The sequence below is a fragment of the Bacillus sp. 05T21 genome, assembly GCF_056396785.1.
In genome coordinates, this window is record NZ_JBFTMD010000026.1 from 23,992 (window position 1) to 49,708 (window position 25,717).

The 25,717-nt window shown below is 35.1% G+C and carries 19 protein-coding genes, 1 pseudogene, 1 riboswitch and 1 other annotated feature; of the genes and pseudogenes, 14 read left to right on the forward strand and 6 right to left on the reverse strand.

The window, feature by feature from the left end; translation table 11 throughout:
• Positions 1-4: 4 nt before the first annotated feature.
• Complete coding sequence (locus tag AC1DKZ_RS27125) at positions 5-943, reverse strand: esterase/lipase family protein (RefSeq protein ID WP_476997439.1); 939 nt, start codon at positions 941-943, stop codon at positions 5-7.
• A gap of 116 nt (positions 944-1,059) precedes the next feature.
• On the opposite strand from AC1DKZ_RS27125, the gene AC1DKZ_RS27130 reads away from it, so the two are divergent.
• Positions 1,060-2,271: a phospholipase D-like domain-containing protein gene (locus AC1DKZ_RS27130; protein ID WP_476997440.1), complete on the forward strand. Its 1,212-nt coding sequence runs from the start codon at positions 1,060-1,062 to the stop codon at positions 2,269-2,271.
• A gap of 53 nt (positions 2,272-2,324) precedes the next feature.
• Here the strand turns inward: AC1DKZ_RS27130 and pyrH are convergent, their stop codons facing one another.
• Positions 2,325-3,068, reverse strand: coding sequence for a UMP kinase (pyrH, locus tag AC1DKZ_RS27135; protein ID WP_476997441.1), 744 nt, complete (start codon positions 3,066-3,068; stop codon positions 2,325-2,327).
• A 380-nt stretch (positions 3,069-3,448) separates the two neighbouring features.
• Here pyrH and AC1DKZ_RS27140 point away from each other — a divergent pair, with 380 nt between their 5' ends.
• From AC1DKZ_RS27140 to AC1DKZ_RS27165, 6 genes are all read left to right on the forward strand, one after another.
• A complete protein-coding gene (locus AC1DKZ_RS27140) occupies positions 3,449-4,720 on the forward strand; it encodes a cation:dicarboxylate symporter family transporter (protein ID WP_002086365.1) in 1,272 nt (423 codons plus the stop codon).
• 24 nt (positions 4,721-4,744) lie between these two features.
• The gene (gene aspA / locus AC1DKZ_RS27145; RefSeq protein WP_002012229.1) at positions 4,745-6,184 is read left to right on the forward strand and encodes an aspartate ammonia-lyase; all 1,440 of its coding nucleotides are present in this window, start codon (positions 4,745-4,747) and stop codon (positions 6,182-6,184) included.
• A 74-nt stretch (positions 6,185-6,258) separates the two neighbouring features.
• Entirely contained in the window at positions 6,259-7,971 is a 1,713-nt protein-coding gene (gene malS / locus AC1DKZ_RS27150) for an oxaloacetate-decarboxylating malate dehydrogenase (RefSeq protein WP_476997442.1), read from the forward strand.
• Positions 7,972-8,035: 64 nt separating this feature from the next.
• A complete protein-coding gene (locus AC1DKZ_RS27155) occupies positions 8,036-9,334 on the forward strand; it encodes a sensor histidine kinase (protein WP_087946990.1) in 1,299 nt (432 codons plus the stop codon).
• Positions 9,335-9,336: 2 nt separating this feature from the next.
• Complete coding sequence (locus AC1DKZ_RS27160) at positions 9,337-10,269, forward strand: response regulator (protein WP_002135525.1); 933 nt, start codon at positions 9,337-9,339, stop codon at positions 10,267-10,269.
• Between the two features lie 119 nt (positions 10,270-10,388).
• Complete coding sequence (locus AC1DKZ_RS27165) at positions 10,389-13,595, forward strand: SNF2 helicase associated domain-containing protein (RefSeq protein ID WP_476997443.1); 3,207 nt, start codon at positions 10,389-10,391, stop codon at positions 13,593-13,595.
• 135 nt (positions 13,596-13,730) lie between these two features.
• Here the strand turns inward: AC1DKZ_RS27165 and AC1DKZ_RS27170 are convergent, their stop codons facing one another.
• Complete coding sequence (locus AC1DKZ_RS27170) at positions 13,731-13,862, reverse strand: DUF3934 family protein (protein WP_000047589.1); 132 nt, start codon at positions 13,860-13,862, stop codon at positions 13,731-13,733.
• Between the two features lie 408 nt (positions 13,863-14,270).
• Positions 14,271-14,530: a binding site (T-box leader), on the forward strand.
• A 70-nt stretch (positions 14,531-14,600) separates the two neighbouring features.
• Between AC1DKZ_RS27170 and asnA the strand changes: the two genes are divergently transcribed.
• Together asnA and AC1DKZ_RS27180 are read left to right on the forward strand one after the other, a co-directional pair.
• Positions 14,601-15,584, forward strand: coding sequence for an aspartate--ammonia ligase (gene asnA / locus AC1DKZ_RS27175; RefSeq protein WP_002126735.1), 984 nt, complete (start codon positions 14,601-14,603; stop codon positions 15,582-15,584).
• 144 nt (positions 15,585-15,728) lie between these two features.
• Positions 15,729-16,150: pseudogene (locus tag AC1DKZ_RS27180) on the forward strand (helix-turn-helix domain-containing protein).
• A 289-nt stretch (positions 16,151-16,439) separates the two neighbouring features.
• On the opposite strand, the gene AC1DKZ_RS27185 reads toward AC1DKZ_RS27180, so the two are convergent.
• Both AC1DKZ_RS27185 and AC1DKZ_RS27190 read right to left on the reverse strand, forming a co-directional pair.
• A complete protein-coding gene (locus AC1DKZ_RS27185) occupies positions 16,440-16,892 on the reverse strand; it encodes a VOC family protein (protein WP_476997444.1) in 453 nt (150 codons plus the stop codon).
• A 280-nt stretch (positions 16,893-17,172) separates the two neighbouring features.
• A complete protein-coding gene (locus AC1DKZ_RS27190) occupies positions 17,173-18,402 on the reverse strand; it encodes an aspartate kinase (protein ID WP_078214079.1) in 1,230 nt (409 codons plus the stop codon).
• 201 nt (positions 18,403-18,603) lie between these two features.
• Positions 18,604-18,790: riboswitch (Lysine riboswitch) on the reverse strand.
• A 192-nt stretch (positions 18,791-18,982) separates the two neighbouring features.
• On the opposite strand from AC1DKZ_RS27190, the gene AC1DKZ_RS27195 reads away from it, so the two are divergent.
• The 3 genes from AC1DKZ_RS27195 to AC1DKZ_RS27205 are packed head-to-tail and all read left to right on the forward strand — an operon-like array spanning position 18,983 to position 22,138.
• Positions 18,983-19,891, forward strand: coding sequence for a DoxX-like family protein (locus AC1DKZ_RS27195; protein WP_476997445.1), 909 nt, complete (start codon positions 18,983-18,985; stop codon positions 19,889-19,891).
• A gap of 4 nt (positions 19,892-19,895) precedes the next feature.
• Positions 19,896-20,507 (forward strand): DUF4166 domain-containing protein, encoded by a 612-nt coding sequence (locus AC1DKZ_RS27200; RefSeq protein ID WP_476997446.1) that lies wholly within the window; start codon positions 19,896-19,898, stop codon positions 20,505-20,507.
• 5 nt (positions 20,508-20,512) lie between these two features.
• On the forward strand, positions 20,513-22,138 hold the full coding sequence (locus tag AC1DKZ_RS27205; protein ID WP_476997447.1) for a YndJ family protein: 1,626 nt from the start codon (positions 20,513-20,515) through the stop codon (positions 22,136-22,138).
• Positions 22,139-22,166: 28 nt separating this feature from the next.
• On the opposite strand, the gene AC1DKZ_RS27210 is transcribed toward AC1DKZ_RS27205, so the two are convergent.
• Positions 22,167-22,652 carry an NUDIX domain-containing protein gene (locus tag AC1DKZ_RS27210; RefSeq protein ID WP_476997448.1) on the reverse strand — a complete coding sequence of 162 codons (486 nt, stop codon included), beginning with the start codon at positions 22,650-22,652 and terminating at the stop codon, positions 22,167-22,169.
• A gap of 173 nt (positions 22,653-22,825) precedes the next feature.
• Between AC1DKZ_RS27210 and AC1DKZ_RS27215 the strand changes: the two genes are divergently transcribed.
• Both AC1DKZ_RS27215 and AC1DKZ_RS27220 read left to right on the forward strand, forming a co-directional pair.
• A complete protein-coding gene (locus AC1DKZ_RS27215; protein WP_476997449.1) occupies positions 22,826-24,070 on the forward strand; it encodes an N-acetylmuramoyl-L-alanine amidase in 1,245 nt (414 codons plus the stop codon).
• 253 nt (positions 24,071-24,323) lie between these two features.
• Positions 24,324-25,703, forward strand: coding sequence for an S-layer homology domain-containing protein (locus tag AC1DKZ_RS27220; protein WP_404444758.1), 1,380 nt, complete (start codon positions 24,324-24,326; stop codon positions 25,701-25,703).
• The last annotated feature ends 14 nt before the right edge of the window (positions 25,704-25,717 follow it).

Genomic DNA, 25,717 nt, shown 5'->3' on the forward strand with positions numbered 1-25,717 from the left:
TAATTTAAAGTATCTTTTGTAATATAGGAATGCTTTTGTAGAGCACTTCGTTATGTGAAGCATGCACAACATATTTATTTCCCTCTAGAAGAAAAACGCTATGTAGAACAGCGTTACCATCACCATATTTTGTAAGTATATCACCGACGACTTTTCCGTCTGTCCATTCCAGTTTTGAATGTGAAGGGACGACTTGTAGATATTGAATCGTTTCTACTCCATCTCCTGCAATGAGTGTAGTTTCAATATTTCTTTTCTCTATAATAAATCTATTTGCATTTAATGTATCGAGGAATGGTTTTTTCGTTTTCATCTTACTATAAGGAAGAAATGTAATAGCAGAGCCGGATCTTATAAATAGATAATTTCCGTAATCTTTACAAGGAATAACATCTTGTAATCCTGGAAAGTAACGGTGTATCGCTTCAACTTTATTCATTTTGTGTAAGGTGCTTACGTAGTGAATGTACTGTTCCATATAAAAATGAACGATATTTATTTTAGAAGATGTATGTACTGGGAGAGCACCTCCAGTCCAATAACTATAATTGGGGGGAGATCCAGCGTTTGGTGTACAGAGTATAATAAGTTGCTCCACATCATTTTCATATTCTTCACTTTGAACGTAAGAACGTGCAAGAAGTCCACCCATACTATGACAAACTAAATTTAGTTTGTCGCACCCTGTAAATTTTTTAACATAGGCAATTGTTTTTAATAAATATTTTTGAGTGGAAAAAGCAATACGCTGACGCCAGTCATAAAAACAGATAAACAAGTTTTTATTTCGTTCATAGCCGATACTTTCTAACATTATAATGAATGGTTCATAAATAAACGAAGAAAGCCCAAAGTTCCAATTACCGGTACCAGGAATAATAATATTACTCATTGAACCGAAAAGACCTGGGATAAAAATAATAGGAGTTTTTCTTATTTTCATATTCTGCTCTCCTTTAACTTTGTAACATCCAAAAAGTAGGAAATGCATTTTGAATGAAAATTTATTTTAATGAAACACTACGAAATAGTAAGTAATATGAGTGGAAGGAAATCAAAATGATTAAAAAAATATTGCGAGTCACTTCTATTATTATTGCTATTTTCGTTGTTATTTTAATTTGGATGCATATTGACGTTACGCTCGGAAGGAAAATGGAAGCCGGGAAAAATATGCCGACAGAGTATGCACCTCATTATAGTGACTTTCAATTATATGTAGAAGGGAAGTCGTTTTATAAACAGTTATTTACTGATATAAGTGAAGCAAAGCAATCTATTTACACTTATTTTTATATTTTATCGGATGATAAAAGTAGCCATACTTTTTTAAACTTATTAAAGGAGAAGGCGAAAGAAGGAGTAAACGTCTATTTATCAGTTGATCGCATTAATGATTTATCATTTGAAAGAAAGATGAAAAATGAATTGCGGGAAAGTGGTGTACATTTTACATATAGTAGAAAACCTGAATTGCCATTCGGATTTTATTCACTTCACCATCGTAATCATCGTCGTATTACGACGATTGATGGGGAGATTGGCTATACGGGTGGCTTTAATATGGGGGATGAGTACTTAGGGAAAGATAAGCGATTTGGATATTGGCGTGACTATCATGTGCGGCTTAGAGGAGAAGGAGCAAAAGATTTAGAAGAGCAATTCGCTTTAGATTGGAAACGAGATACGAAAGAACATATAAAAAGAAGTACGAATAAAGCGAGTAAAGGGAATACATTACATACGATGGTTAGCTACAATGGACATCATGTCGCTGAAAAATATATAAAGTTAATAAAACAAGCGAAACATTCAATTGTAATTACAACACCTTATTTTATAGCGAAAAATAAAGAATTAATGAATGCTTTAATTGGAGCGCAAAAACGTGGTGTTACAGTAAAAATACTATGGTCATATAAACCAGATATTCCTCTTATTAAAGAGGCAGCGTATCCTTATATTCGTCAAGCTGTGAATAACGGGATTACGGTATATGGTTATAAAAAAGGGATGTTTCATGGAAAGTTAATGCTGATTGATAATGAACTAACTGTTATCGGTACAACGAACATAACTGCACGTAGCTTCTATATTAATGATGAGATGAATTTGTATATTCATGGTGGACCTATCATAGCGCAAGTGAATGAGGCGTTAACGCAAGACATTGGTGATTCGAAAGAGATGACAGAAATATTTTTTGACAACTTATCTTTCTGGGAGCGTTGTAAGGAGAAAGTAGTTGGATGGGTTGATTTTTATTTGTGACGATTAACGAACAAAGGGTGTCTATAAAAGGCACCCTTTGTTAATGAAAAATACTATTCTTCATGCACAAGCATCGAAACATCATCATTAATCAACGTCCCAACATGTTCACCTAAACAAATTCTTTTCATAACGCCAGGCTCATCAAAGTTAAAGACGTGTGCCGGTAAATTATAATCTCGAGCAAGCAATAAAGCTGCTTGATCCATTACTTGTATGTTTTGCCTAACAATATCGTTATAGTTCAGTTTACTGTACATTTTCGCTGATTTATTATATTTTGGATCACTTGTAAAGACACCGTCTACACCTTGTTTTGCGACTAAAATGGCGTCGCTATTCATCTCAATGGCTCTTTGTACACTTGGGTAATCTGTTGTAACGAATGGTTGCCCGTTACCACCACCGAATATGACAACATAACCGTTATCTAAATGATGTACTGCACGTAGGCGAATATATGGTTCGGCTACTGCATTAAAAGGGATGGAAGTCATAACGCGTACTTCTCTATCTGTTTTACTTGTTAAAACGCCGCGAAGCATTAAGCTGTTAATAATCGTACCTAGCGTACCGATATTATCAGCTTCTACACGATCAATTCCCCATTCTTCAGCTAGATGACCTCTGAAAATGTTACCGCCGCCGATGACAATGGATACTTCGATATCTAGGTCAATAATGGATATTATTTCGTTTGCGATATGCTCTAATCGTTTGGAGTTAAAGCTATTTCCAGATTGATCAGCAAGTGCGCCGCCACTTAGTTTAATTAAGACGCGTTTATATGGTTTCATAACAATTCCCCCTATATAGATTGCAATAAAAAAGGAACAAAGGCGAATGCCTTTGTTCCTTCGTAAGAAAATGAAATAGAAAAGAAATAGATATGATGAACTTCTTCACGTGATTTTTCATAACATCCACTCCTTTTCATCCCCATTTATTTAGAATACGTATATCTTTTAGATTATACGAAATAATCTGATGTTTTATCAAGGTTATTTTATTTCTTTTTTATAAAAAAGTGTCAATGAATATTATAAGAAATAAATTTGAATTTTTTGTGACGAACTTGTAGGTTTTTGTATGATTTTGTAGGTTCGCCTATATGATGTGTGAGTAAGCTTTTATAAATACGAAATGAAAGCGTTCGCATAAAAGGGGATGAACATAAATGAAAAAATTCGGATTGGCAACACAAATTTTTGTCGCACTTGTTTTAGGGATTGTAGTAGGGGCAGTCTTTTATGGCAATAAAACGGCGATTTCTTATATCACACCAATTGGGGATATATTTATTCATTTAATTAAGATGATTGTAGTACCAATTGTTATTTCAGCATTAATTGTTGCGGTAGCTGGTGTAGGTGATATGAAAAAGCTTGGGAAACTGGGCGGTAAGACAATTCTTTATTTCGAAATTATTACGACGATTGCTATTTTAATGGGATTACTTGCAGCAAATATATTCCAACCAGGTACTGGCGTTGATATGAGTAATTTACAGCAAAGTGATATTTCTTCTTATAAACAAACAGCAGATGCAACAGAGAAGAAAGGCTTTGCAGAAACGATTGTTCATATTGTACCGAAAAATATATTTGAGTCTATTACACAAGGTGACTTATTACCGATTATATTCTTCTCAGTACTATTCGGTTTAGGAGTTGCAGCAATCGGAGAAAAAGGAAAGCCTGTTTTTAACTTTTTTGAAGGTGTGCTCGAAGCGATGTTCTGGGTTACAAATCAAGTGATGAAATTCGCACCATTTGGTGTATTCGCATTAATTGCTGTTACGGTTGCAAAATTTGGTGTAGCAACACTACTTCCTTTAGGAAAACTAGTGCTAGCTGTATACGTAACTGTTATACTATTCGTTGTGATTGTATTAGGTATTAATGCGCGAATGGTTGGAGTAAATATTTTTACATTAATGAAAATTTTAAAAGAAGAACTTATTCTTTCATTTACGACAGCAAGTTCAGAAGCTGTTTTACCTAATATAATGAGAAAAATGGAAGAGTTCGGTTGTCCAAAGGCAGTTGCCTCTTTCGTAATTCCGACAGGTTATACATTTAACTTGACTGGATCAGCTATTTATCAAGCGTTAGCGGCATTGTTTGTTGCACAAATGTACGGTGTACACATGTCACTGACGGAGCAAATAACGCTATTATTCGTTCTCATGTTAACATCCAAAGGTATGGCGGGAGTTCCGGGTGCATCATTCGTTGTTGTATTAGCGACGTTAGGGTCAATGGGCTTACCGCTAGAAGGCATCGCATTAATTGCGGGAATTGACCGCATTTTAGATATGATTCGCTCAGCTGTCAATGTATTAGGAAATGCATTAGCTGCCATTGTTATGTCGAAGTGGGAAGGCGAATTCGATGATGAGAAAGCAAAACAATATGTAGAAACGGTCAAACAAACAAAAGCAGCGTAAGAGATTGTTAAGGAGTGAGTAATCATGGCAACATTAACTGAAGTTAAAAATGGAGTACGAATTGAAAAAGATTTTTTAGGTGAAAAAGAAGTACCAAATTATGCGTACTACGGTGTACAAACAATGCGTGCAGTAGAGAATTTCCCGATTACAGGATACAAAGTTCATGAAGGTTTAATTAAAGCGTTAGCAATTGTAAAAAAAGCGGCAGCACTTGCTAATGCAGATGTAGGAAGATTGGAATTGAAAAAGGGTGGTGCTATCGCAGAAGCATCACAAGAAATCCTTGAGGGGAAATGGCATGATCATTTCATCGTTGATCCAATTCAAGGTGGTGCAGGAACTTCAATGAATATGAACGCAAATGAAGTCATTGCCAATCGTGCCCTTGAATTATTAGGAATGGAAAAGGGAGACTATGATTATATTAGTCCAAACAGTCATGTAAATATGGCACAATCAACAAACGATGCATTCCCAACAGCGATTCATATTGCAACATTAAATGCATTAGAAGGCTTATTACAAACAATGGGTTATATGCATGATGTATTTGAATTAAAAGCAGAACAGTTCGATCATGTTATTAAAATGGGTCGTACACATTTACAAGATGCTGTGCCAATTCGTCTTGGACAAGAATTTAAAGCATACTCCCGCGTACTTGAACGTGACATGAAACGTATCAAGCAATCACGTCAACATTTATATGAAGTAAATATGGGAGCAACTGCAGTTGGTACAGGCTTAAATGCAGATCCAGAATATATTGAAGCAGTTGTAAAACATTTAGCTACAATTAGTGAACTACCACTTGTTGGTGCAGAAGATTTAGTAGATGCAACTCAAAATACAGATGCGTACACTGAAGTATCTGCAGCACTTAAAGTATGTATGATGAACATGTCTAAAATTGCGAACGACCTTCGTCTAATGGCATCAGGTCCACGCGTTGGATTAGCGGAAATTATGCTACCAGCTCGTCAACCAGGTTCATCTATTATGCCAGGTAAAGTAAACCCTGTTATGCCAGAAGTAATTAATCAAATTGCGTTCCAAGTAATTGGTAACGACCATACAATTTGCCTTGCTTCAGAAGCAGGACAATTAGAATTAAATGTTATGGAACCAGTACTTGTTTTCAACTTACTTCAATCTATTAGCATTATGAATAACGGTTTCCGTGCCTTTACAGATAATTGCTTAAAAGGAATTGAAGCGAATGAAGATCGCTTAAAAGAGTACGTTGAGAAGAGTGTAGGAATTATTACAGCCGTGAACCCTCATATCGGCTATGAAGCAGCAGCTCGCGTTGCGAAAGAAGCAATTGCGACAGGGCAATCCGTTCGAGAACTATGTGTGAAAAATGGTGTATTGTCACAAGAAGAATTAGAGTTAATTCTAGATCCATTCGAAATGACACACCCAGGGATTGCAGGAGCAACTCTTTTAAAGAAAAATTAAAAAAAGAGGGGGACAATCCCCTCTTTTTTGTTTACAATATAGAAATGCTATATATGAATAGAGGTAGGGATGTTATGAGTAAGTTTACAGTGGCTTCTAATGGTGCATTAGAAACAACATTAAGAGGAGCAGAAGTATTATCAACACCACTTTTAAATAAAGGGGTAGCTTTCACACAAGAGGAAAGAGAAGAGTTAGGTTTAAAAGGGCTATTACCGCCAGCGGTTTTAACGTTAGAAGAACAAGCACGCCGAGCGTATGAACAATTTAGTTCTCAGCCGGATGATTTATTAAAGAATGTATACTTAACAGCGTTACATGATCGAAATGAAGTGTTATTTTATCGTATTTTAACAGAGCATTTACGTGAAATGTTACCGATTGTATATACACCAACTGTAGGTGTAGCAATTCAAAGATATAGTCATGAATACCGTAAACCACGTGGCATTTATTTATCAATTAACGATCCATCAGGTATTGAAGATGCATTTGCAAATATCGGTGCAACAGCTGAAAACATTGATTTGGTCGTTGTAACGGATGGAGAAGGTATATTAGGAATTGGTGATTGGGGTGTTGGTGGAATTAACATCGCAATCGGGAAATTAGCTGTATATACGGCCGCAGTTGGAATCGATCCTAGCCGTGTATTACCGGTAATTTTAGATGTAGGTACAAATCGTGAGGAATTATTAAACAATCCATTTTATATTGGAAATCGTCACCCTCGTATAATAGGTGAAGCTTACGATGAATTTATTGATACGTTTGTTCGAGCGGTAAATAAACAATTCCCGAAAGCACTTCTACATTGGGAAGACTTCAGTTCTCGAAATGCACGAAAAATTTTAGATAAATATCGTCATGATGTTTGTACGTTTAATGATGATATTCAAGGTACAGGTGCAGTTTCACTTGCTGCTGTATTATCGGCAGTAAAAGCTTCTGGTGTACCGTTAAGTGAACACCGTGTAGTTGTGTTTGGTGCTGGTACGGCTGGAATCGGTATCGCAGATCAAGTAAGAGATGCAATGGTTCGTGTCGGCTTATCAGACGAAGAATCACATAATCGTTTCTGGTGTATTGACCGTAATGGGTTGGTTACAGATAGTATGGAAGATCTTCTTGATTTCCAAATTCCATATGCAAGAAAAGAAGCTGAAGTAAGTGATTGGAAACAAAATGATGCTATCGGACTTGCTGAAGTTGTGAAACATGTAAAACCGACAATTTTAATTGGTACATCTACTGTTGCAGGCGCATTTAAAGAGGAAATTATTAAAGAAATGGCTTCTCACGTAGAAAGACCAATCATTTTACCAATGTCGAATCCAACGCCACTTGCTGAAGCGAAACCAGCAGATTTAATCGAGTGGACAGAAGGAAAAGCATTAGTTGCAACAGGAAGTCCGTTTGAACCGGTTACATATAACGGTGTAACGTATGTGATTGGACAGTCAAATAACGCACTTATTTTCCCAGGACTAGGTCTTGGTACAATTGTTGTTCGTGCAAGCGTCATGACGGATGGAATGTTCGCAGCAGCAGCAGAAGCAGTTGCAAGTATGGTAGATACAAGTCAGCCAGGAGCGCCTATTTTGCCAGAAGTTGAAGAGTTACGTAATATCTCTGAACTGGTTGCGATTGAAGTAGCGAAAGTTGCAGTTGCAGAAGGTGTTGCTAGAGAGAACTTAAGTGATGACGATATTAAGATTGCAGTAAAAGAAGCAATATGGGAGCCGGAGTATCGCCAAATAAAAGCGGTAGAAAAGGTTAGAATATAGAAATAAAGCCCGTTTATAATTATAAGCGGGCTTTCACTTTTACAATTGAAAAAAAGCATAGGAAGTGGCACCTTTGAATTGGAATCAATTATGGAAGAAAGATATGTATCTTTTAATTATATTAATGGTTGTTGTTCCGATTGCTGGAGAGCTGAATTTTCATCCTTTTAATGATATGTTTCGTGTTAGTTTCGGGACACCGCTTTTCTTCTTTTTATTACTATTTTTAAGAAGAGTGCCAGCAGCAGCTGCAGGTATTCTTGTAGGTATATCTGTAGTCTTATTTCGTGTATGTCTTGACTGGGTATTGCAAGGGTCATTTCATATGACAGAATCATTTTATTTGCGCTATCCCGTTTTCTTTTATTATTTTATATATGGAAGTCTTTTTTCGCTTTGTAGGGTGAATAAGTTTCATCAGAAGCCAATTGTGATAGGATGTCTCGGAATTACAATTGAAATTATCGCAAGTATGTCTGAACTTGCGTTTTATCATATGTTAGTGCTGGGCACAACGATAACAGTTTCTGAAGTGAATAAACTAATTATTATTGCTATTTTCCGTAGTTTCTTTGCGCTTGGTTTTTTAAATATGATGAACTTATATGAAACGAAGTTAAAAGAATCACAAGTTCGAAAAGAAAATGAAAATATGTTAATGTACCTCTCTAATTTATATGTGGAATCTGTCCATTTGAAAAAAACGTTACAAAATGCTGAGTTAATTACACAAGAAGCATATCAACTATATCGAAACTTACAAGCGAACGATGATTTAAATAGCAAAACAGCATTAAAAATAGCAGGAGAAGTGCACGAAATCAAAAAGGATAATCAAAGAATTTTTGCAGGACTATCTAAACTGTTATTAGATAAAAATGTGGCTGAGTATGTAGAAGGACATGAATTAGCGGAAATGATTGTAAGAATTAATGAGAAGTACGCTGAAATGTTAGAAAAAGATATACGTTTTTCGGAACATATAGAAGGTGAGCATGCAGAATATCATGTGTACACGGTCTTATCGATTTTTAATAACTTAGTTGCAAATGCAGTTGAAGCAATTGAGGGTAGAGGTCTCATTATTATTAAGCTATATAAACGAGATAAACATATATTCTTTGAAGTAATTGACGATGGTCCTGGTATTGCACAGAAGTATAAAAAATTAGTATTTAAGCCAGGATTTACTTCAAAGTATGATCAAACGGGAACACCTTCAACAGGTATTGGACTTTCTTACATAAACGAAATGGTAACAGAGCTAGGTGGAGAAGTGAGATTAGAAGACCGAGAAACTGGCGGAGGGTGTAAGTTTATCGTTTGTTTACCGGAGTGCAGTTTAAAGCGGGAAGGAGAATGAAGTTGTTTTATTATATCGTAGATGATGATGAAGTTTTCCGCTCCATGCTTTCACAAATTATTGAAGATGGCGATCTTGGGGAAGTAATTGGAGAGTCGGAAGATGGAGCTTTTATTGAAGCAGATCAACTAAATTTTAAAAAAGTAGATATTTTATTTATTGATTTATTAATGCCAATGCGAGATGGGATTGAAACAGTTCGCCATATTGCGTCCTCCTTTACAGGGAAAATCATTATGATTTCTCAAGTTGAATCGAAACAGCTTATTGGTGAGGCGTATACACTTGGTGTTGAATATTATATTACGAAACCATTAAATAAAATTGAGGTTGTATCTGTTGTACGTAAAGTAATGGAACGTATTCGTTTAGAGCGCTCTATACATGATATTCAAAAATCATTGAATAACGTTTTTAAGTGGGAACAGCCGCAAGTTCGAAATGAGCCAATGCAGGAAGGAAAAAGAATAGCAGATTCAGGGCGCTATTTATTATCAGAACTCGGTATTGCGGGAGAGAATGGAAGTAAAGATTTACTTAGTATGTTGGAATATTTATATGGACAAGAAAAAGAGCAAACGTTTGAATTTGGATTTCCTGCGCTAAAAGATATCTTTCACCATATAACTATAAGAAAATTAGAGAATATAGCTTCAGATGCAGATATAGATAAGGAGAGAAAAGCATCTGAACAAAGGGTACGTAGAGCGATTTATCAATCGTTAAATCACTTAGCTTCCCTTGGATTAACAGACTTTTCAAATCCGAAATTTGAAAGCTATGCTCCGAAATTTTTTGATTTCACTGTAGTTAGAAAACGAATGACAGAAATGACAAAGGATGAAGTAGCAACTTCTGGCCATATACGAATTAATACGAAGAAATTTATTCAAGTGTTGTATTTTGAGGCGAAACGGTTGATGGAGATAGAGTGAAAAAAGGTGCTTATATACAAGCATCTTTTTTTATTAAATCTACATTTTATATTTTCTCTTGGAGCATGTAAAATGTTAGTTAAGAGAAACTGGTTTTAAAGTAAGGAAGTGTCAAAACAATGGGTTTTACATTAAATAAATCGATTATTAAAGAAGTATGCGGAGAAACCTCATATAAAAGAGGCGAAGCTTATTATAAATCAAATAAAGTAATAATAAATCATTATGATGAAAATAAAGAAATTTGCGAAGCGACGGTAAAAGGGAACGAAGATTTTCATGTTACAGTAGAAAAAGCTAAAAAAGGTGATGTTGTTGCGAAATGTAGTTGTCCTTCGTTAGCGTCTTTTCAAACATACTGTCAACATGTTGCGGCAGTATTGATACAAATAAATTATAATCAGCAAACCGGTGGAATGGTGCCTATTAGTAGCGGGAATATGAGTGGAAATGATCAATTAACAAGCGGGATGTTTCATTTATTTGCAGAAAAACCATTAAGACCAAAAAGTAAACAACACCGTTTTGATACACGTGAAATACTTCATGTTGAATTTATATGTACGCCAGTAGTTACGAAAAATGGTGGGGCACTGCTAGGTATTCAGTTTAAACTCGCCAAGATGTATTTTGTAAATCATATTAGAGAATTTCTTTCCAATGTGGAGAAAAGAGAGTCCTATAATTGTTCGAATGAATTTACATATACACCGGATGTACATAGCTTTAAGCAAGAAACGGATGCAATTATTCAGCAGCTCATTAAAATTTATCATAATGAAAAAATGTATGAGGATACACTGGAAGTACATGCAAAACAAGATGATAGTATGATTTTAATACCGCCAGCTTCATGGAAGGATATGCTTTCTTTACTTTCTAAAGTTGAGTTTGTGGGACTTAATCAAGATGGAAAATCTTTTCACGGTTTACAAATTTCAAAAGGATTACTTCCTTTGCATTTTGAGTTTAATAAGGGGAGTAACGGTGGGTTTACACTTTATATTGACGGCTTACAACAAGTAGAAGTAATGGATACGTATAGTTATGCTCTATTTGGAGGGAAACTGTATCAGTTGAACGCTGAGGATTGTAAGCGGCTTATCGAATTACAAAAAATGATGAATCGTTCTAGTAGTAACCAATTGTATATTCCAGCAGATAAGATGGAACACTTTGTAGCAAAAATTGTACCAGGGTTAATGAAGCTTGGTACTGTGCGAATTGATGAAGTAATATCAGATCGTGTTGAAACGCCTTCGCTAAAAGCAAAATTGTATTTAGATCGAGTGAAAAATCGTTTGTTAGCAGGTCTCGAATTTCATTATGGAAACGTCGTGATTAATCCGTTAGAAGAGGATGGGCAGCCATCTGTTTTTAATCGTGATGAGAAAAAGGAAAAAGAGATTTTAGACATTATGAGTGAAAGTGCCTTCGCGAAAACGGAAGGCGGTTATTTTATGCATAATGAAGAAGCTGAGTATAACTTTTTATATCATGCTGTTCCAACGTTAAAAGGTTTAGTTGATATTTATGCGACGTCAGCCATCAAATTACGAATTCATAAGGGAGACACAGCTCCTCTTATAAGAGTTAGAAGGAAAGAGAGAATTGATTGGTTATCATTCCGCTTTGATATAAAAGGTATTCCAGAGGCAGAAATTAAAGGGGTATTAGTCGCTCTTGAGGAGAAACGGAAATATTATCGTTTAGCAAGTGGTGCTCTACTATCACTTGAGAGTAAAGAGTTTAATGATATTAATCAGTTTATAAAAGAATCTAGTATTCGAAAAGAATTTTTAAAGGGCGAAGAAATAGATGTCCCTCTTATTCGTAGTGTGAAATGGATGAATTCACTGCAAGAAGGAAACGTATTAAGTTTAGATGAGTCTGTTCAAGAATTGGTAGAGAACATTCAAAACCCTAAAAAGCTGAAGTTTGCGGTGCCAAGTGGCTTAGATGCGATAATGAGAGAGTATCAAACATACGGATTCCAGTGGATGAAAACACTTGCCTATTATCGTTTTGGCGGCATTTTAGCTGATGATATGGGACTGGGGAAAACGTTGCAAAGTATTGCTTTTATAGACTCTGTTTTGCCGGGAATTCGAGAGAAGAAACTGCCTATATTAGTTGTTTCTCCGTCGTCCCTCGTTTATAACTGGCTTAGCGAGTTAAAAAAATTCGCTCCACATATTAGAGCAGTTATTGCCGATGGAAATCAAGCAGAGCGCCGAAAAATTTTAAAAGATATAACGAAATTTGATGTAGTAATTACGTCATATCCTTTACTGAGAAGAGATATAAGGTTATATGCGCAGCCATTTCATACGCTATTTCTTGATGAAGCACAAGCATTTAAAAATCATACGACGCAAACTGCGAAGGCAGTAAAAACGATTCAAGCAGAGTACCGTTTTGGATTAACGGGAACACCTGTAGAGAATTCATTAGAAGAGCTATGGTCTATCTTCCACGTCGTCTTCCCAGAATTATTACCGGGAAGAAAAGAGTTCGGTGATTTAAGACGTGAAGATATTGCGAAGCGGGTAAAACCTTTCGTGTTAAGAAGGTTAAAGGGTGATGTATTACATGAACTCCCAGAAAAAATTGAGCACTTACAATCATCAGAACTTTTACCAGATCAAAAGAGGCTTTACGCAGCTTATTTAGCAAAGTTAAGAGAAGAAACGTTAAAACATTTGGATAAAGATACGTTACGTAAAAATAAAATTCGGGTTTTAGCTGGTTTAACGAGACTACGGCAAATTTGTTGTCATCCTGCTTTGTTTGTTGATGACTATAAAGGTAGTTCAGCTAAATTTGATCAGCTGCTAGAAATTTTGGAGGAATGCAGAAGTACAGGGAAGAGAATTCTTATCTTTTCCCAATTTACGAAGATGCTTTCGATAATCGGACGTGAATTAAATCGTCAAGCAGTTCCATACTTTTATTTAGACGGGAGTACACCAGCGCAAGAACGTGTAGAGCTATGCAATCGGTTTAACGAAGGAGAAGGGGATCTATTTCTTATTTCGTTAAAAGCTGGTGGAACAGGACTAAATTTAACAGGTGCAGATACAGTTATATTGTACGACTTGTGGTGGAATCCAGCTGTTGAACAACAAGCTGCGGATAGAGCGTATCGAATGGGACAAAAAAATACAGTGCAAGTGATTAAGTTAGTAGCACATGGAACAATTGAAGAAAAAATGCACGAGTTACAAGAGAGTAAGAAAAATTTAATCGCTGAAATTATCGAGCCAGGAGAAGAGAAGTTATCTTCTATTACCGAGGAAGAAATCCGCGATATTCTTATGATTTAATATGGAAAAAGCTATGCTTTCATAGAGATGAAAGCATAGCTTTTTTGTTGTAATAATTATATTTTGTTTTGTACAAAGTAAAGAGATAAAGTGAAACTTTAATCAGTGGGAGTTGTTCATCTCCCACTATTTATTTTATTTCTTTGTACCTTTACTTTTGTATGGTTTTGCAGCTTTCTTTTTCGCACTTGATTGCCAACGGTTCCATCCTTTACTTCCTGTACCTTGTCCTACACCTTTTTTCGGTTTTGCTTTCGTTTTACTCATATGATCACTCCGTTATATAAAAAATCTGATTTGATAATAGCCAATGTTTTAGAAAAATACTATCGATAAATGACTATGCTTGCTTTAAATAAAAACAAACTGCTTGAATGCTATAGTATATCATGAAATTGCAAGTAAACTGAAAGGAATTATAAAGAAAATGAAAATAATAAGAAATACTGCGGATTCTATATTTCGAACAATCACACTAGTTGTTGTATATATGTTAGTTTCAATTAGTGAAATGTTTTTTGGATTGAAGAGACAAAGGAAATAAAAATGTTATATTAAGAACAATCGGTAAAGGCATAAAATAAAGAATTGAAAAATTTTTTAAAACTTTTTGTTGACTTTATCTATTTTTTGTATAGAATAATCATTAATAAAATGTTTCAGAGATGTGACAATAAAACGACTATGAAAGGACGAGTAGTAGTAGGATGTAGTTTAAGCGAGTCAGGGACGGTGTGAGCCTGATACGAAGCCTATTATGAAGAACCTCCTGGAGTCGCTAACCGAAATCCTTTATAGGAAAGTAGACTTAGCCGGGAACTTCGCCGTTACAAGAAGAACAGTATCGAGATTTTTTAATCTCCGTATTGTATAAGTGAGCAACCTCTGTTGCTAATTTGGGTGGTACCGCGGAACCAAAGTCTTTCGTCCCAGTTTTTTGGGAAAGAAGGGCTTTTTTTGTTGGCTTCTTTTCACAACATCCAAACATTTTAGGAGGAAACCACCATGTATCAATCATTAATGACAGTAAGAGAGACTCAAATCGCAATTAAGGAAGTTAAAACATTTTTCGAGGATCAATTAGCAAAGCGCCTTGAACTATTCCGCGTATCTGCACCATTATTCGTAACGAAGAAATCAGGATTAAACGATCACTTAAACGGTGTAGAACGTCCAATTGAATTTGATATGTTACATTCAGGAGAAGAATTAGAAATTGTACATTCACTAGCGAAGTGGAAAAGATTCGCATTACATGAATACGGATATGAAGCTGGTGAAGGTTTATATACAAACATGAACGCGATTCGTCGTGATGAAGAACTTGATGCAACGCATTCCATTTATGTTGACCAATGGGATTGGGAAAAAATCGTTCAAAAAGAATGGCGTACTATCGATTACTTACAAAAAACAGTACAAACAATTTATGGAATATTCAAAGAATTAGAAGATCACTTATTTGAAAAGTATCCGTTCCTTGGAAAGTATTTACCAGAAGAAATTGTTTTCATTACTTCTCAAGAACTGGAAGATAAATATCCAGAATTAACACCGAAAGATCGTGAACATGCAATTGCGAAAGAACACGGTGCAGTCTTTATTATTGGAATTGGTGATGCACTCCGTTCAGGTGAAAAGCACGATGGACGCGCGTCCGATTATGATGATTGGAAATTAAACGGTGACATTTTATTCTGGCACCCAGTACTACAAGCTTCGTTCGAATTATCATCAATGGGAATTCGTGTTGATAGTAAAGCACTTGATGAGCAATTAACGAAAACTGGTGAAGACTTCAAACGTGAGTATGATTTCCATAAAGGTATTTTAGAAGACGTACTACCATTAACAATTGGTGGTGGTATTGGACAATCAAGAATGTGTATGTACTTCTTACGTAAAGCACATATCGGTGAAGTTCAATCTTCTGTATGGCCTGATGATTTACGTGAAGCTTGCAAGAAAGAAAACATTCATTTGTTTTAATAGAAATATGAGGGAGAGTGGCTCGAAAATAGAGTTACTCTCCCTTTTTTATTGTGTAAACTGCTGGTTTACAGTGAGTGTTACTAATAGTTTCTTTCTTTTTCATCTCCTTTTATGTAATAATTTGTTAAAGGAGGGGACGTTATGAACTTAGGAGCACAGCTAAAAAAACTACGAGAGTCAAAGGGTTTTTCGCAGGAGGATGTTGCAAAGAAAATCGGGGTAAGTGGGAAAATGATAAAAGTTACCCTGACATTGATTATTTAATTTTATTGAGCGAAATGTACAATGTTACGCTCGATGAATTAATAAAAGGGAATCAAAACTTTAAAGAGAAAATACATATTGATGAAGAAGATGAGGATTTTGAGAAAGAGAATGAGTTTGGTTTTTATATTGGATTTGGTTTGCTAATTATGAGTGCTTTCATTGATTACGAAGGAATTCAAGAGATTTTATTAGGGGCTGCGCTATTCATGATGGTCTTTTATTCCGACGTGAAGAAAGTTATTTTGAATGAATTTCGCTCGTTATTTAAAGGGAAAGATATATATGATAAGAAGTGAGAAGAGTCCGTTATATTTCCTAGGAAAAGGTATTGCGAATAATTTAATTGTTTTATGGCGGTTTTTATATATAGGTAATATGTTAAAAAGCTGTTTGTATAGAGTCTTGAAATCTATGTGTAAAATGATAATAAAGTTATTTAATTTTAAAAGCTCAAACGAGTATAGCCCCGTTCTAAAGTTAGGACGGGGTTGAAAATCTAAGTTTTATTGAATAAGAATTTTCTTCAAATATTTTTACTTCAGCAATGCATATTTCAGTAAAGGCTTTTTATAAAACATCACTTACTTATTTGTTACCGATTTCTTCCGCCAAACCGATTAAAATTCCTTCGGTTCCACGAATGTAGCAGAGTCGATACGAGTTCTCATACTGAACTACTTCGCCAACGAGCTGAGCACCATGCTTAGTAAGTCTGGATACCATTTCGTCAATGTCTTCGACGGTGAACATGACGCGCAGATAACCGAGGGCGTTTACAGGAGCTGTCCGGTGATCTGCTATAGTAGGTGGGGTGAGAAATCGCGAAAGTTCAATTCGGCTGTGACCATCTGGCGTAACCATCATAGCAATCTCCACGCACTGAGAACCGAGTCCGGTTACGCGACCAGCCCATTCACCTTCGACAGTCGCTCGCCCTTCGAGGTTCAAGCCAATCTCCTCGAAGAAAGAGATTGCGTCATCAAGGGATTCTACAACGATGCTGACATTGTCCATTCTTAGTAATCTGTTGTTTGCCATAGTCTTTATCTCCTTATGTGTAAAAATTTATCCCGCTATTTGCGGGCAATAAGACTCCCACCTCAAAATTCGGCGAATGCGAGGAAGTTAGGTGGGAGATAACTGCCCGATTGTTGAATAGAATGACTTGCTTCTATTTTTTAACAATTTTATTGTTTTTTAAACGACTTTATTTTAAACTAAATAACCTTTTTCTCACTTTCCACTATGCAAACAGCTTTCTATTTATATAGGAAGGAAATAGATTTATATAATTTATTTTAATTTTTACAGGTGGAAATTAACTCATCTGCACTAAAGGCTCAATTTTCGCCATAAATGATTGATGAAGTGCTTCAACACCCGTTACTAAATGAAGACGGTCAATAACGACAGATACTTTAATTTCTGATGTACTTACCATTTTAATATGAATATCTTCTTCTTTTAAAGTAGTGAACATATTCGCAGCAACTCCTGGGTTAGATACCATACCAGATCCTACAATTGATACTTTTGCTAAATGATTTTCATGTTCTACAGATTCATAGTGAAGTGCTTCTTGATTTTGTTCCAATACTTCTAATGTTTCTCTTAAATCATTAGAATGGATCGAGAAGGAGAGGTGAACAGTTCCTTCATTTGTAATACTTTGAATAATAATATCTACATTAATATGTGCTGCTGCTAATGTAGAGAAAACTGTTGAAAGTGCACCTTGTTCTAACCCTTTAATTGTGACACGTGTAATATTATCCTCAAATGCAATACCTTTAACGATTGATTGTTGTTCCATGTTACATTCTCCCCTTACAATTGTTCCGTTTTCTTGTTCCATACTTGAGCGAACTTCTAAAATTACATTATGATTTTTAGCAAATTCAACAGCGCGTGGGTGTAATACGCCAGCACCGAGGTTGGCAAGCTCTAACATTTCGTCATAAGAAATTTCATCTAATTTATAAGCATCTTGTACAACTCGTGGATCAGTCGTATATACGCCGGTCACATCCGTATAAATATCACATTTTTTTGCTTTTAGTGCAGCAGCTAATGCGACAGCAGTCGTATCGGAGCCACCGCGGCCAAGTGTGGTAATTTCATTTTCTTCACTTATTCCTTGGAAACCAGCTACTATAACAATCGTGCCTTCAGTAAGGTAAGACTGAATACGAGTAGTGTTAATGTCAGTAATCCGTGCACTACTATGTACAGATTCTGTCGTAATACCAGCTTGCCATCCTGTTAATGAAATTGCGTTATAACCTTTTGTTTGTAGTGCTATTGTTAATAATGAAATAGTTACTTGTTCTCCTGTAGATAGGAGCATATCCATTTCACGTTTACTTGGATTTTCAGTAATAGCGTTAGCAAGTGCTACAAGTTTATCCGTACTTTTTCCCATTGCTGAAACGACAGAGACAATACTATGTCCTCGTTCATATTCTTCAATAATTAAATTTGCTACATGTTGAATGCGTTCGACGCTTCCGACAGAAGTACCGCCAAATTTTTGTACAATCGTTTCCATTACGAATTCCTTCTTTCGTCCATTTTTAAGAATAGGTTAGGACATATACAAATCCCAATATTCCTGTAGTTACCAGAGAGAAAAACAAAAAACACCATCTCAAATAAGTGAGGATGGTGCTGTTACAGGAAAAGGGAAACAGAAAACGGAGCTAATAAAAAAACCGCCAAAAAAGGAATATCATAAAAATGATATCTCTTTTTTGTAGATAGCTCTTCATACGTACACGTCTGTACATATGACAGTTCTGTTTCTATTCGAAAACAGCCCCAATTGATAAATGCAGAGAAATTTATCAATTTCGGCAACACTTCCTTTCCTCTAAAATCATAGACATCTCTGTGTCTCCTTTAGAATACTTATAAGCGTTGCAACCTCTATCTCACGTTTTAGGCGAGAGTGTATGATTTATGAAGTTGTTGGTAACATTTGTTTTATAATAATTTAAATTTTTCAGGGAATCAAGTGTTTTTTGTATTTTTTTGAAATTCTATCTTTTTATTAAATTAGTTTGTGAAAAATGTAGCAAAATAAATTCATTGCATGTACATTGAAAATATAGCGCATGGGAGGTGGAAGGATGGGGAAGAAAAAGCCTATTTATGTAGCAACAAAAATGAACACAACAATGGAGAAACTATGGGCATATACACAAGAGCCTGATATACATACAGAATGGGATGCTCGTTTTACTGAAATTTCGTATTTAGAAAAAAAAGAGGGAGAACCACAGAAGTTTTTATATAAAACAAAGATCGGATTTGGACTTGAAATAGCCGGAGAAGGGGAATCGATAGGTGAAATTAGAAAAGAAACTGGAGAACGCATTTCCTCTTTAAAATTTTGGACAGACAATCAATTATCACTTATACAAATAGGGCGTGGTTATTGGAAGTATACACCGAATGAAGAACATATTCATTTTGAAACGCAATATGATTATGATACGAGATTTGGTCGTATAGGAAATGTGATAGATTTATATGTTTTTCGTCCACTATTAGGTTGGGCGACAGCATGGAGTTTTGATGCTTTAAAATTATGGTTAGAAAAGGGACTTCATCCAAAGTTGCTAATTAGAAGAACGATGACGTATTGGCTAGTTTGCTTTTTATTTGCTTTCGTATGGTTATATCAAGGGATTGTACCGAAATTGATGTTTACTCATTCAGAAGAAGTAAAGATGCTTTCTGCACTAATCGGATCGAATGAAAGTAGTATTTTTATACTTAAAATAGTTGGATTTTTAGAAATAATATGGGGTGTTATGTGGCTATTGCCATTTCAAAAGCGAAAACTATTTATATTGCATATTATATTGTTGATAGTTTTAACATTAGCGGCAGGATCGACGAATATCGCTAGTTTTACGCAACCGTTTAATCCGATTACATTAAATTTTCTTCTAATAGGGTTATCGATTGTCGGTTATATAAATAGCACTAATTTGCCAAGCGCAAAAAATTGCAAGAGGACGAGAAAGGGATAAGTATATGGTTAATATTTATGAAAGATTATTAGGGGATTCTTATAAAAGGCTTCATCCAAAATTGCAGGAACGATATGCGATAACAAAGGAAAATAGCTTTATTGGGGAAGGGGAAATGGATGAAATTTATGGAGGATCTTTTTTCGTTAAATTAATATTAAAAATTACATCGAAGTTCCGTATGTTTTTCTCTGAGCGAGGGCAAAAAGTTCCGTTTGTGATACATAATACCGCTGAGCGAGATGGACAGGGGAAAGAATTTGTACGGTGGAATCGTACTTTTTATTTTCATAATAAGAAAAGATATTTTAACGCTGTTATGCAGTTGGATGAAGAGAATAATGAAATTGTAGATTATTTTGGTGAGCCGCATTTACTCGTTTCTACATTGAATTTTTATATTGATGAAAAAGGCGGGATGCATATTTCTTCAAAGAAACAATGGTTTTTTATGTTTGGAAGAAAAATACCGTTACCTAGATTTTTATACGGAGAGGCAAAAATTGTAGAAAGTTATGATGAAACACTACAATGTTTTCGAATTCATGTACAAGTACGAAATCCGTTAATTGGTTCGTTATTTTCATATAAGGGAACATTTGTGGAAAGGGAATAAACGAGATGAAAAATATAATATTTGGACTTGCTTGTTATATTATATTTCTAATATACGAGTGGTCGAATGTAAATCCTGTTGAAGCAATCATATTGTTATCTATTTTGTTATTTATACCGATGTCATTTTGCATTGTTGATAAGAAAACAAGAAATGGATCGTATTTATTATCTTATAAATTTGTATCGCTTTTATATCCAATTGCAGCAGTTAGTGCAATGCTAGCTTTCGTAACAAATCACTATTTCTTTGCGCTACTTTGGTTTGTATATACAGGAATCGTTGCATTATTTGGTGTAAGTAGATTGCTAGAAAGAAGATGGAAGCCTCTAGAAGAAGTAGCTATAGATAGTGCGTTTATTTATTTGTTTCTAGGTGGTTTTTGGTTCTTTGCTTCTGTAGCGAAACTTTCCATTATGCATTTTAGTTCTGACATTGTCTTACTTACAGCGGCACACTTTCATTATTCGGCATTTCTATTGCCGTTATCAGCGGGTTTACTTGGAAGAAAAAGAGAACAGGGAAGTAAGTTATATGATGCTATTATGTTTATCATCGTCATTTCTCCAATGACAGTTGCAATAGGAATTACGTATTCGAGGGTATTTGAATTTTTTGCAGTGTTCATATATTTATGTGCCATTTATGGATATGGAGTTTACGTGTGGAGAACGAAATTCAATACTATAAGTGCGAAGGTACTTTTAGTTCTTTCTTCTAGTACACTTATGGTAACAATAATGTTTTCACTCATATATTCATACGGAAATTTCAAACAAGTAATGACGATTACAATTGCACAAATGGTCTGGATTCACGGTGTTGTAAATGGAATTGGAGTAGCGTTACCAGCTTTTCTTGGTTGGATGATTGAAAAGAGTACTCCGAATTATAAATATTACGGGAAAACAATGAGCAAGTTAAGAGGAAATGCGACAGTTGGTGAAGCATTTTTACATAACAGAAATTTAATAGATAGCAAGGAATACAAAGGTTTAGTTGATAAAATGAATGATTTTCATAGTGAGGCATTTGACATGACGAAGATTCCTTTAAGTATTATTCGTTTTTATGAAAATACAAAAGAGTATGAGTTACAATCGCATATTAAATGGACTCGTTGGTTCCGCCCGGTTGCATTTTGTTATGAGAAAATGAGTAAGCGTGTAGGACAAATACATTTAGGAATGGGCGGCAAGTGGGAAACGATGCATGGCTCTATCATTGGGATAATAGATGAGAAGGATGGAAGAGAGAATGTAAGGGCTTGGCTAAGAAAAAATGAAGCAGGAGAGTCTGTTTTTGTAGCCCTCTATTCAAAGCATGCATACAAGAACGAGACATATATGAATATCGCATTGCCTTTACCATATTCGAATATGACTGGTATTTTGAAGTTGTACAATGATACGAACCAGTTAATGATTACAAGTAAGCTAAGAGAGCGTCGTAAGGGAGATGAAGGGATATACTTACATACCCGCTTCTTTACAATACGCTTACCATTAGCAGAGACTTTTATTATTAAAGAGAGAAAGGATCAAATATTAGAAGCTAATCATAGAATGTGGATATTTGGAGTTAATTTTTTAGAAATTGATTATGAGATTAAGAAAATAGAGGGAAAGTAAGAAAGGCTTGGAGAGATTCCAAGCTTTTTTACGTATGGGTAATTGTCATAGCAACTTGTTTATCCAAGTCTTGGTCCCAAACACGCTGAATTTCAAACGTACCTTTTTCAAAAAATAATGGGAATCTCTCTTTAAACCAATCTTGCATAGGAAGATTGAGTGCTGTATCAATTGGCACCCATAATAATTCGCCTTCAGGAGGATTCAAAAGGAGTTCACCTTCAAATGAATCTGTCCAATAGTTAAATACCATATATCGAACATTTTCTTTCGGATTTACGTATTCATCTAATCCCTTAAAAGTTAAATTTGAAACAAGTAATCCAGTTTCTTCTTTTACTTCTCGTTTAGCAGCTTGAACGATACTTTCTGGAAAATCTACTTTACCGCCAGGAGCGATGTAACCAGGGAAGCCTAGATGATTCGGCCGTTGTATTAGTAATACTTCGTTATTATGCTGAATCATACACATTGTATAAATGCAGTGTTCGACGCCTTTCCAATTCGTGCTCATACGAATCTCTCCTCTTATATAATAAGAATCTTATAGTTTAACTATAGTTATTTGTTCCAAAAAATACAATAATAAGACAAAATTATACAAAATGCAATTGACTATTACTAATTTTCAGAACTATAATTAGTCTGTTATATAAAAACATTGTACTTGAGAGGGGAATATATTCTATGAAAAATAGAATAATCGCAGCAGGAATAATCGCAGCTAGTATATTATCTTATTCATCTAGTAGTTTCGCACAAATGAAAACGTTTCCAGATGTACAAGCAGGGCACTGGGCAGAAGATTCTATTAACTACTTAGCAGAAAAAGGCGCAGTTACAGGTAACGAGAAAGGAATGTTCGAGCCTGGAAAAGAGATCACTCGTGCAGAAGCAGCTACAATGATGGCTAAAATCTTAAACTTACCATTCGATAAAGATGCTAAACCATCTTTCGGTGACTCTCAAAACGGATGGTATACCCCATACATCGCAGCTGTAGAAAAAGCTGGTGTTGTTAAAGGGAAAGGCCCAGGCGTATTTGATCCAACTGGGAAAATTGACCGGGTTTCAATGGCCTCTCTTATTGTAGAAGCTTACAAATTAGATTCTAAAGTAAATGGTACTCCAGCAACTAAATTCAGTGATTTAGAAAAAAGCTGGGGTAAAGCAAAAGCTAACATCCTAGTTGAATTAGGGATTTCTGTTGGTACTGGTGATAAATGGGAGCCTGAAAAAATTCTAACTAAAGCAGAGGCAGCTCAATTTATTAAAAAGGCAGATTCTCTTAAAATAGGTAACCCTTTAGTAGAAAAGGTAGTTATTATTGATCCTGGTCATGGAGGATTTGATCCAGGGAATCCAGGACAAGGTGTAGAGGAAAGTAAAATTGTATTTGATACATCTTTAAGATTACAGAAGTTGTTAGAGAAAAATACACCTTTAAGAGCTTTGTTAACACGTGAAGAGAACGGAAATCCAGGAAGTAACAAAAATGAATCTCTTGCGAATCGAGTGAAATTTGGTCAAGAGAACAATGGAGATATATTTGTAAGCATTCATGCAAATTCTTCTGAAAATCATGATGGTTATGGAACAGAAACGTATTACTATAAAAAATCCAAGCGTGGAGAAGAGACACAGATTGAAAAGGATAGCGAAGTATTAGCGAAGAAAATTCAAACACGAGTAGTAGAAGCACTACATACAAGAGATAGAAATATAAGAGACAATCATTCACTTTATGTAGTAAATAATAATACAGTACCAGCAGTTTTAACAGAGCTTGCTTTTATTGATAATAATATAGATAATGGTAAATTAGCTACTGAATCAGGAAGACAAATTGCTGCTGAAGCAGTTTATGCTGGTATTTTAGATTATTATGAGTGGAAAGGTTTCAATGTTTCAAAATATCGTTTGGCTAAATAAAAACATCGTTTGCTAAGCCCATCTTCTATATAGAGATGGGCTTTTCATATGAGTTTATATAATTTTGTATCAAAATAAAAAGATATATCGTATTATAATGATTATAAATAAAATAATGGTAGATTAGTTTATTTGTATCACGTATACTTTTACTGTTGACTAATTAAGAGTTTGTTAGTTTGATAGGGAAAATTTTATTATAAAGGGAGGCAAGTTAACACGTGACAAGCATATACATAACGTGTTAAAAAATATGAAAAAAGTTATTTCTAATGTGTTAGCAGTGACAGTCGCACTTCAAGTAGTGATGGCTCCGGCAACTTCATTTGCAGCTGAAAAAGAATTTCCAGACGTTCCGAAAGATCATTGGTCGTATAAAGCAATTACTAATTTAACATCAAAAGAAATTATTGCAGGATATGATAATGGTAAGTTTGGATTCGGGGATGTTGTAAATCGTGAGCAAGTAGCCGCATTAATATATCGTGCATTAAAACCAGAAGCGAAAAGCGAATATAAAAATCCATACTCTGATATTAACGAAGGGACAACAATGTTCCAAAAAGAAATTTTAGCTTTAACAGATATGGGGATTTTCGTAGGTGATGGTAAAGGAACATTTAGACCGAAAGAATCTTTAACTCGTGCTGAAATGGCTGTAATTTTACAGAAAGCCTTTAAACTAAAAGTAAAAGCTAATCATACATTTAATGATGTTCCGAAAGATCATTGGGCAAATGAAGCGATTAGTGCATTAGAGTCTAACGGTGTTGCTGCAGGTAATGGAGCAGGTGCATTTAATCCAACAGGTGTTTTAACACGTGAAGAATATGCACAATTTTTATATAACGCCATGGCATCATATATCGATTTAGATGTAACATTACCTTCTAATGTAACAGCTCAAGAGATTGATAATTATATTAAAAGATATCATCCCGATAGTCCGCTTGTTGGAGTTGGACAAGACTTTATTAAAGCGCAAAACGAGTATGGCGTGAACTCTTTATATTTAGCAGCACATGCAATCTTAGAGTCTGGATACGGGAAATCAGAAATTGCATATCGTAAACATAATTTATTTGGACTACGAGCGTATGATTGGGATCCATTCGCACATGCAAAATATTTACCATCTTATGGATTAAGTATTTCATACAATGCTGATTATGTGAGAAAGAATTACTTAGAACAAGGTGCTAAGTATTTCAAAGGTTACACATTACCTGCGATGAATGTAATGTATTCAACTGATAAAGAATGGGCTGGCAAAATTGCTAATATTATGGAACGTATTAAGCCTTTCAATAACAAGGATTATCAAAATGTCAAACGATTACCGAAAAACCCTAATACATTAAATGTAGATGCATTAGGCGAAACAATTCCATATAAAGATTATGCAAAAGACGCAAAAACTACTGTTCAGTCGGTAGGGTCTTACTATCAAGTTCCATTCCCGTTTAACAACCCAATTAAGAGTGTACCAAACGTTACACAAAATGAAGTTGGAAAATTAGAAAATGGTACAAAAGTAAACGTATATCGTGAAGATCCAAATGGCTGGGTAGAATTCTCACTTGAAAATGCTCCAGAAAAATATTGGACATTGAAGAAGAACTTAAAATTATAAAGTGGAAAGGTGTT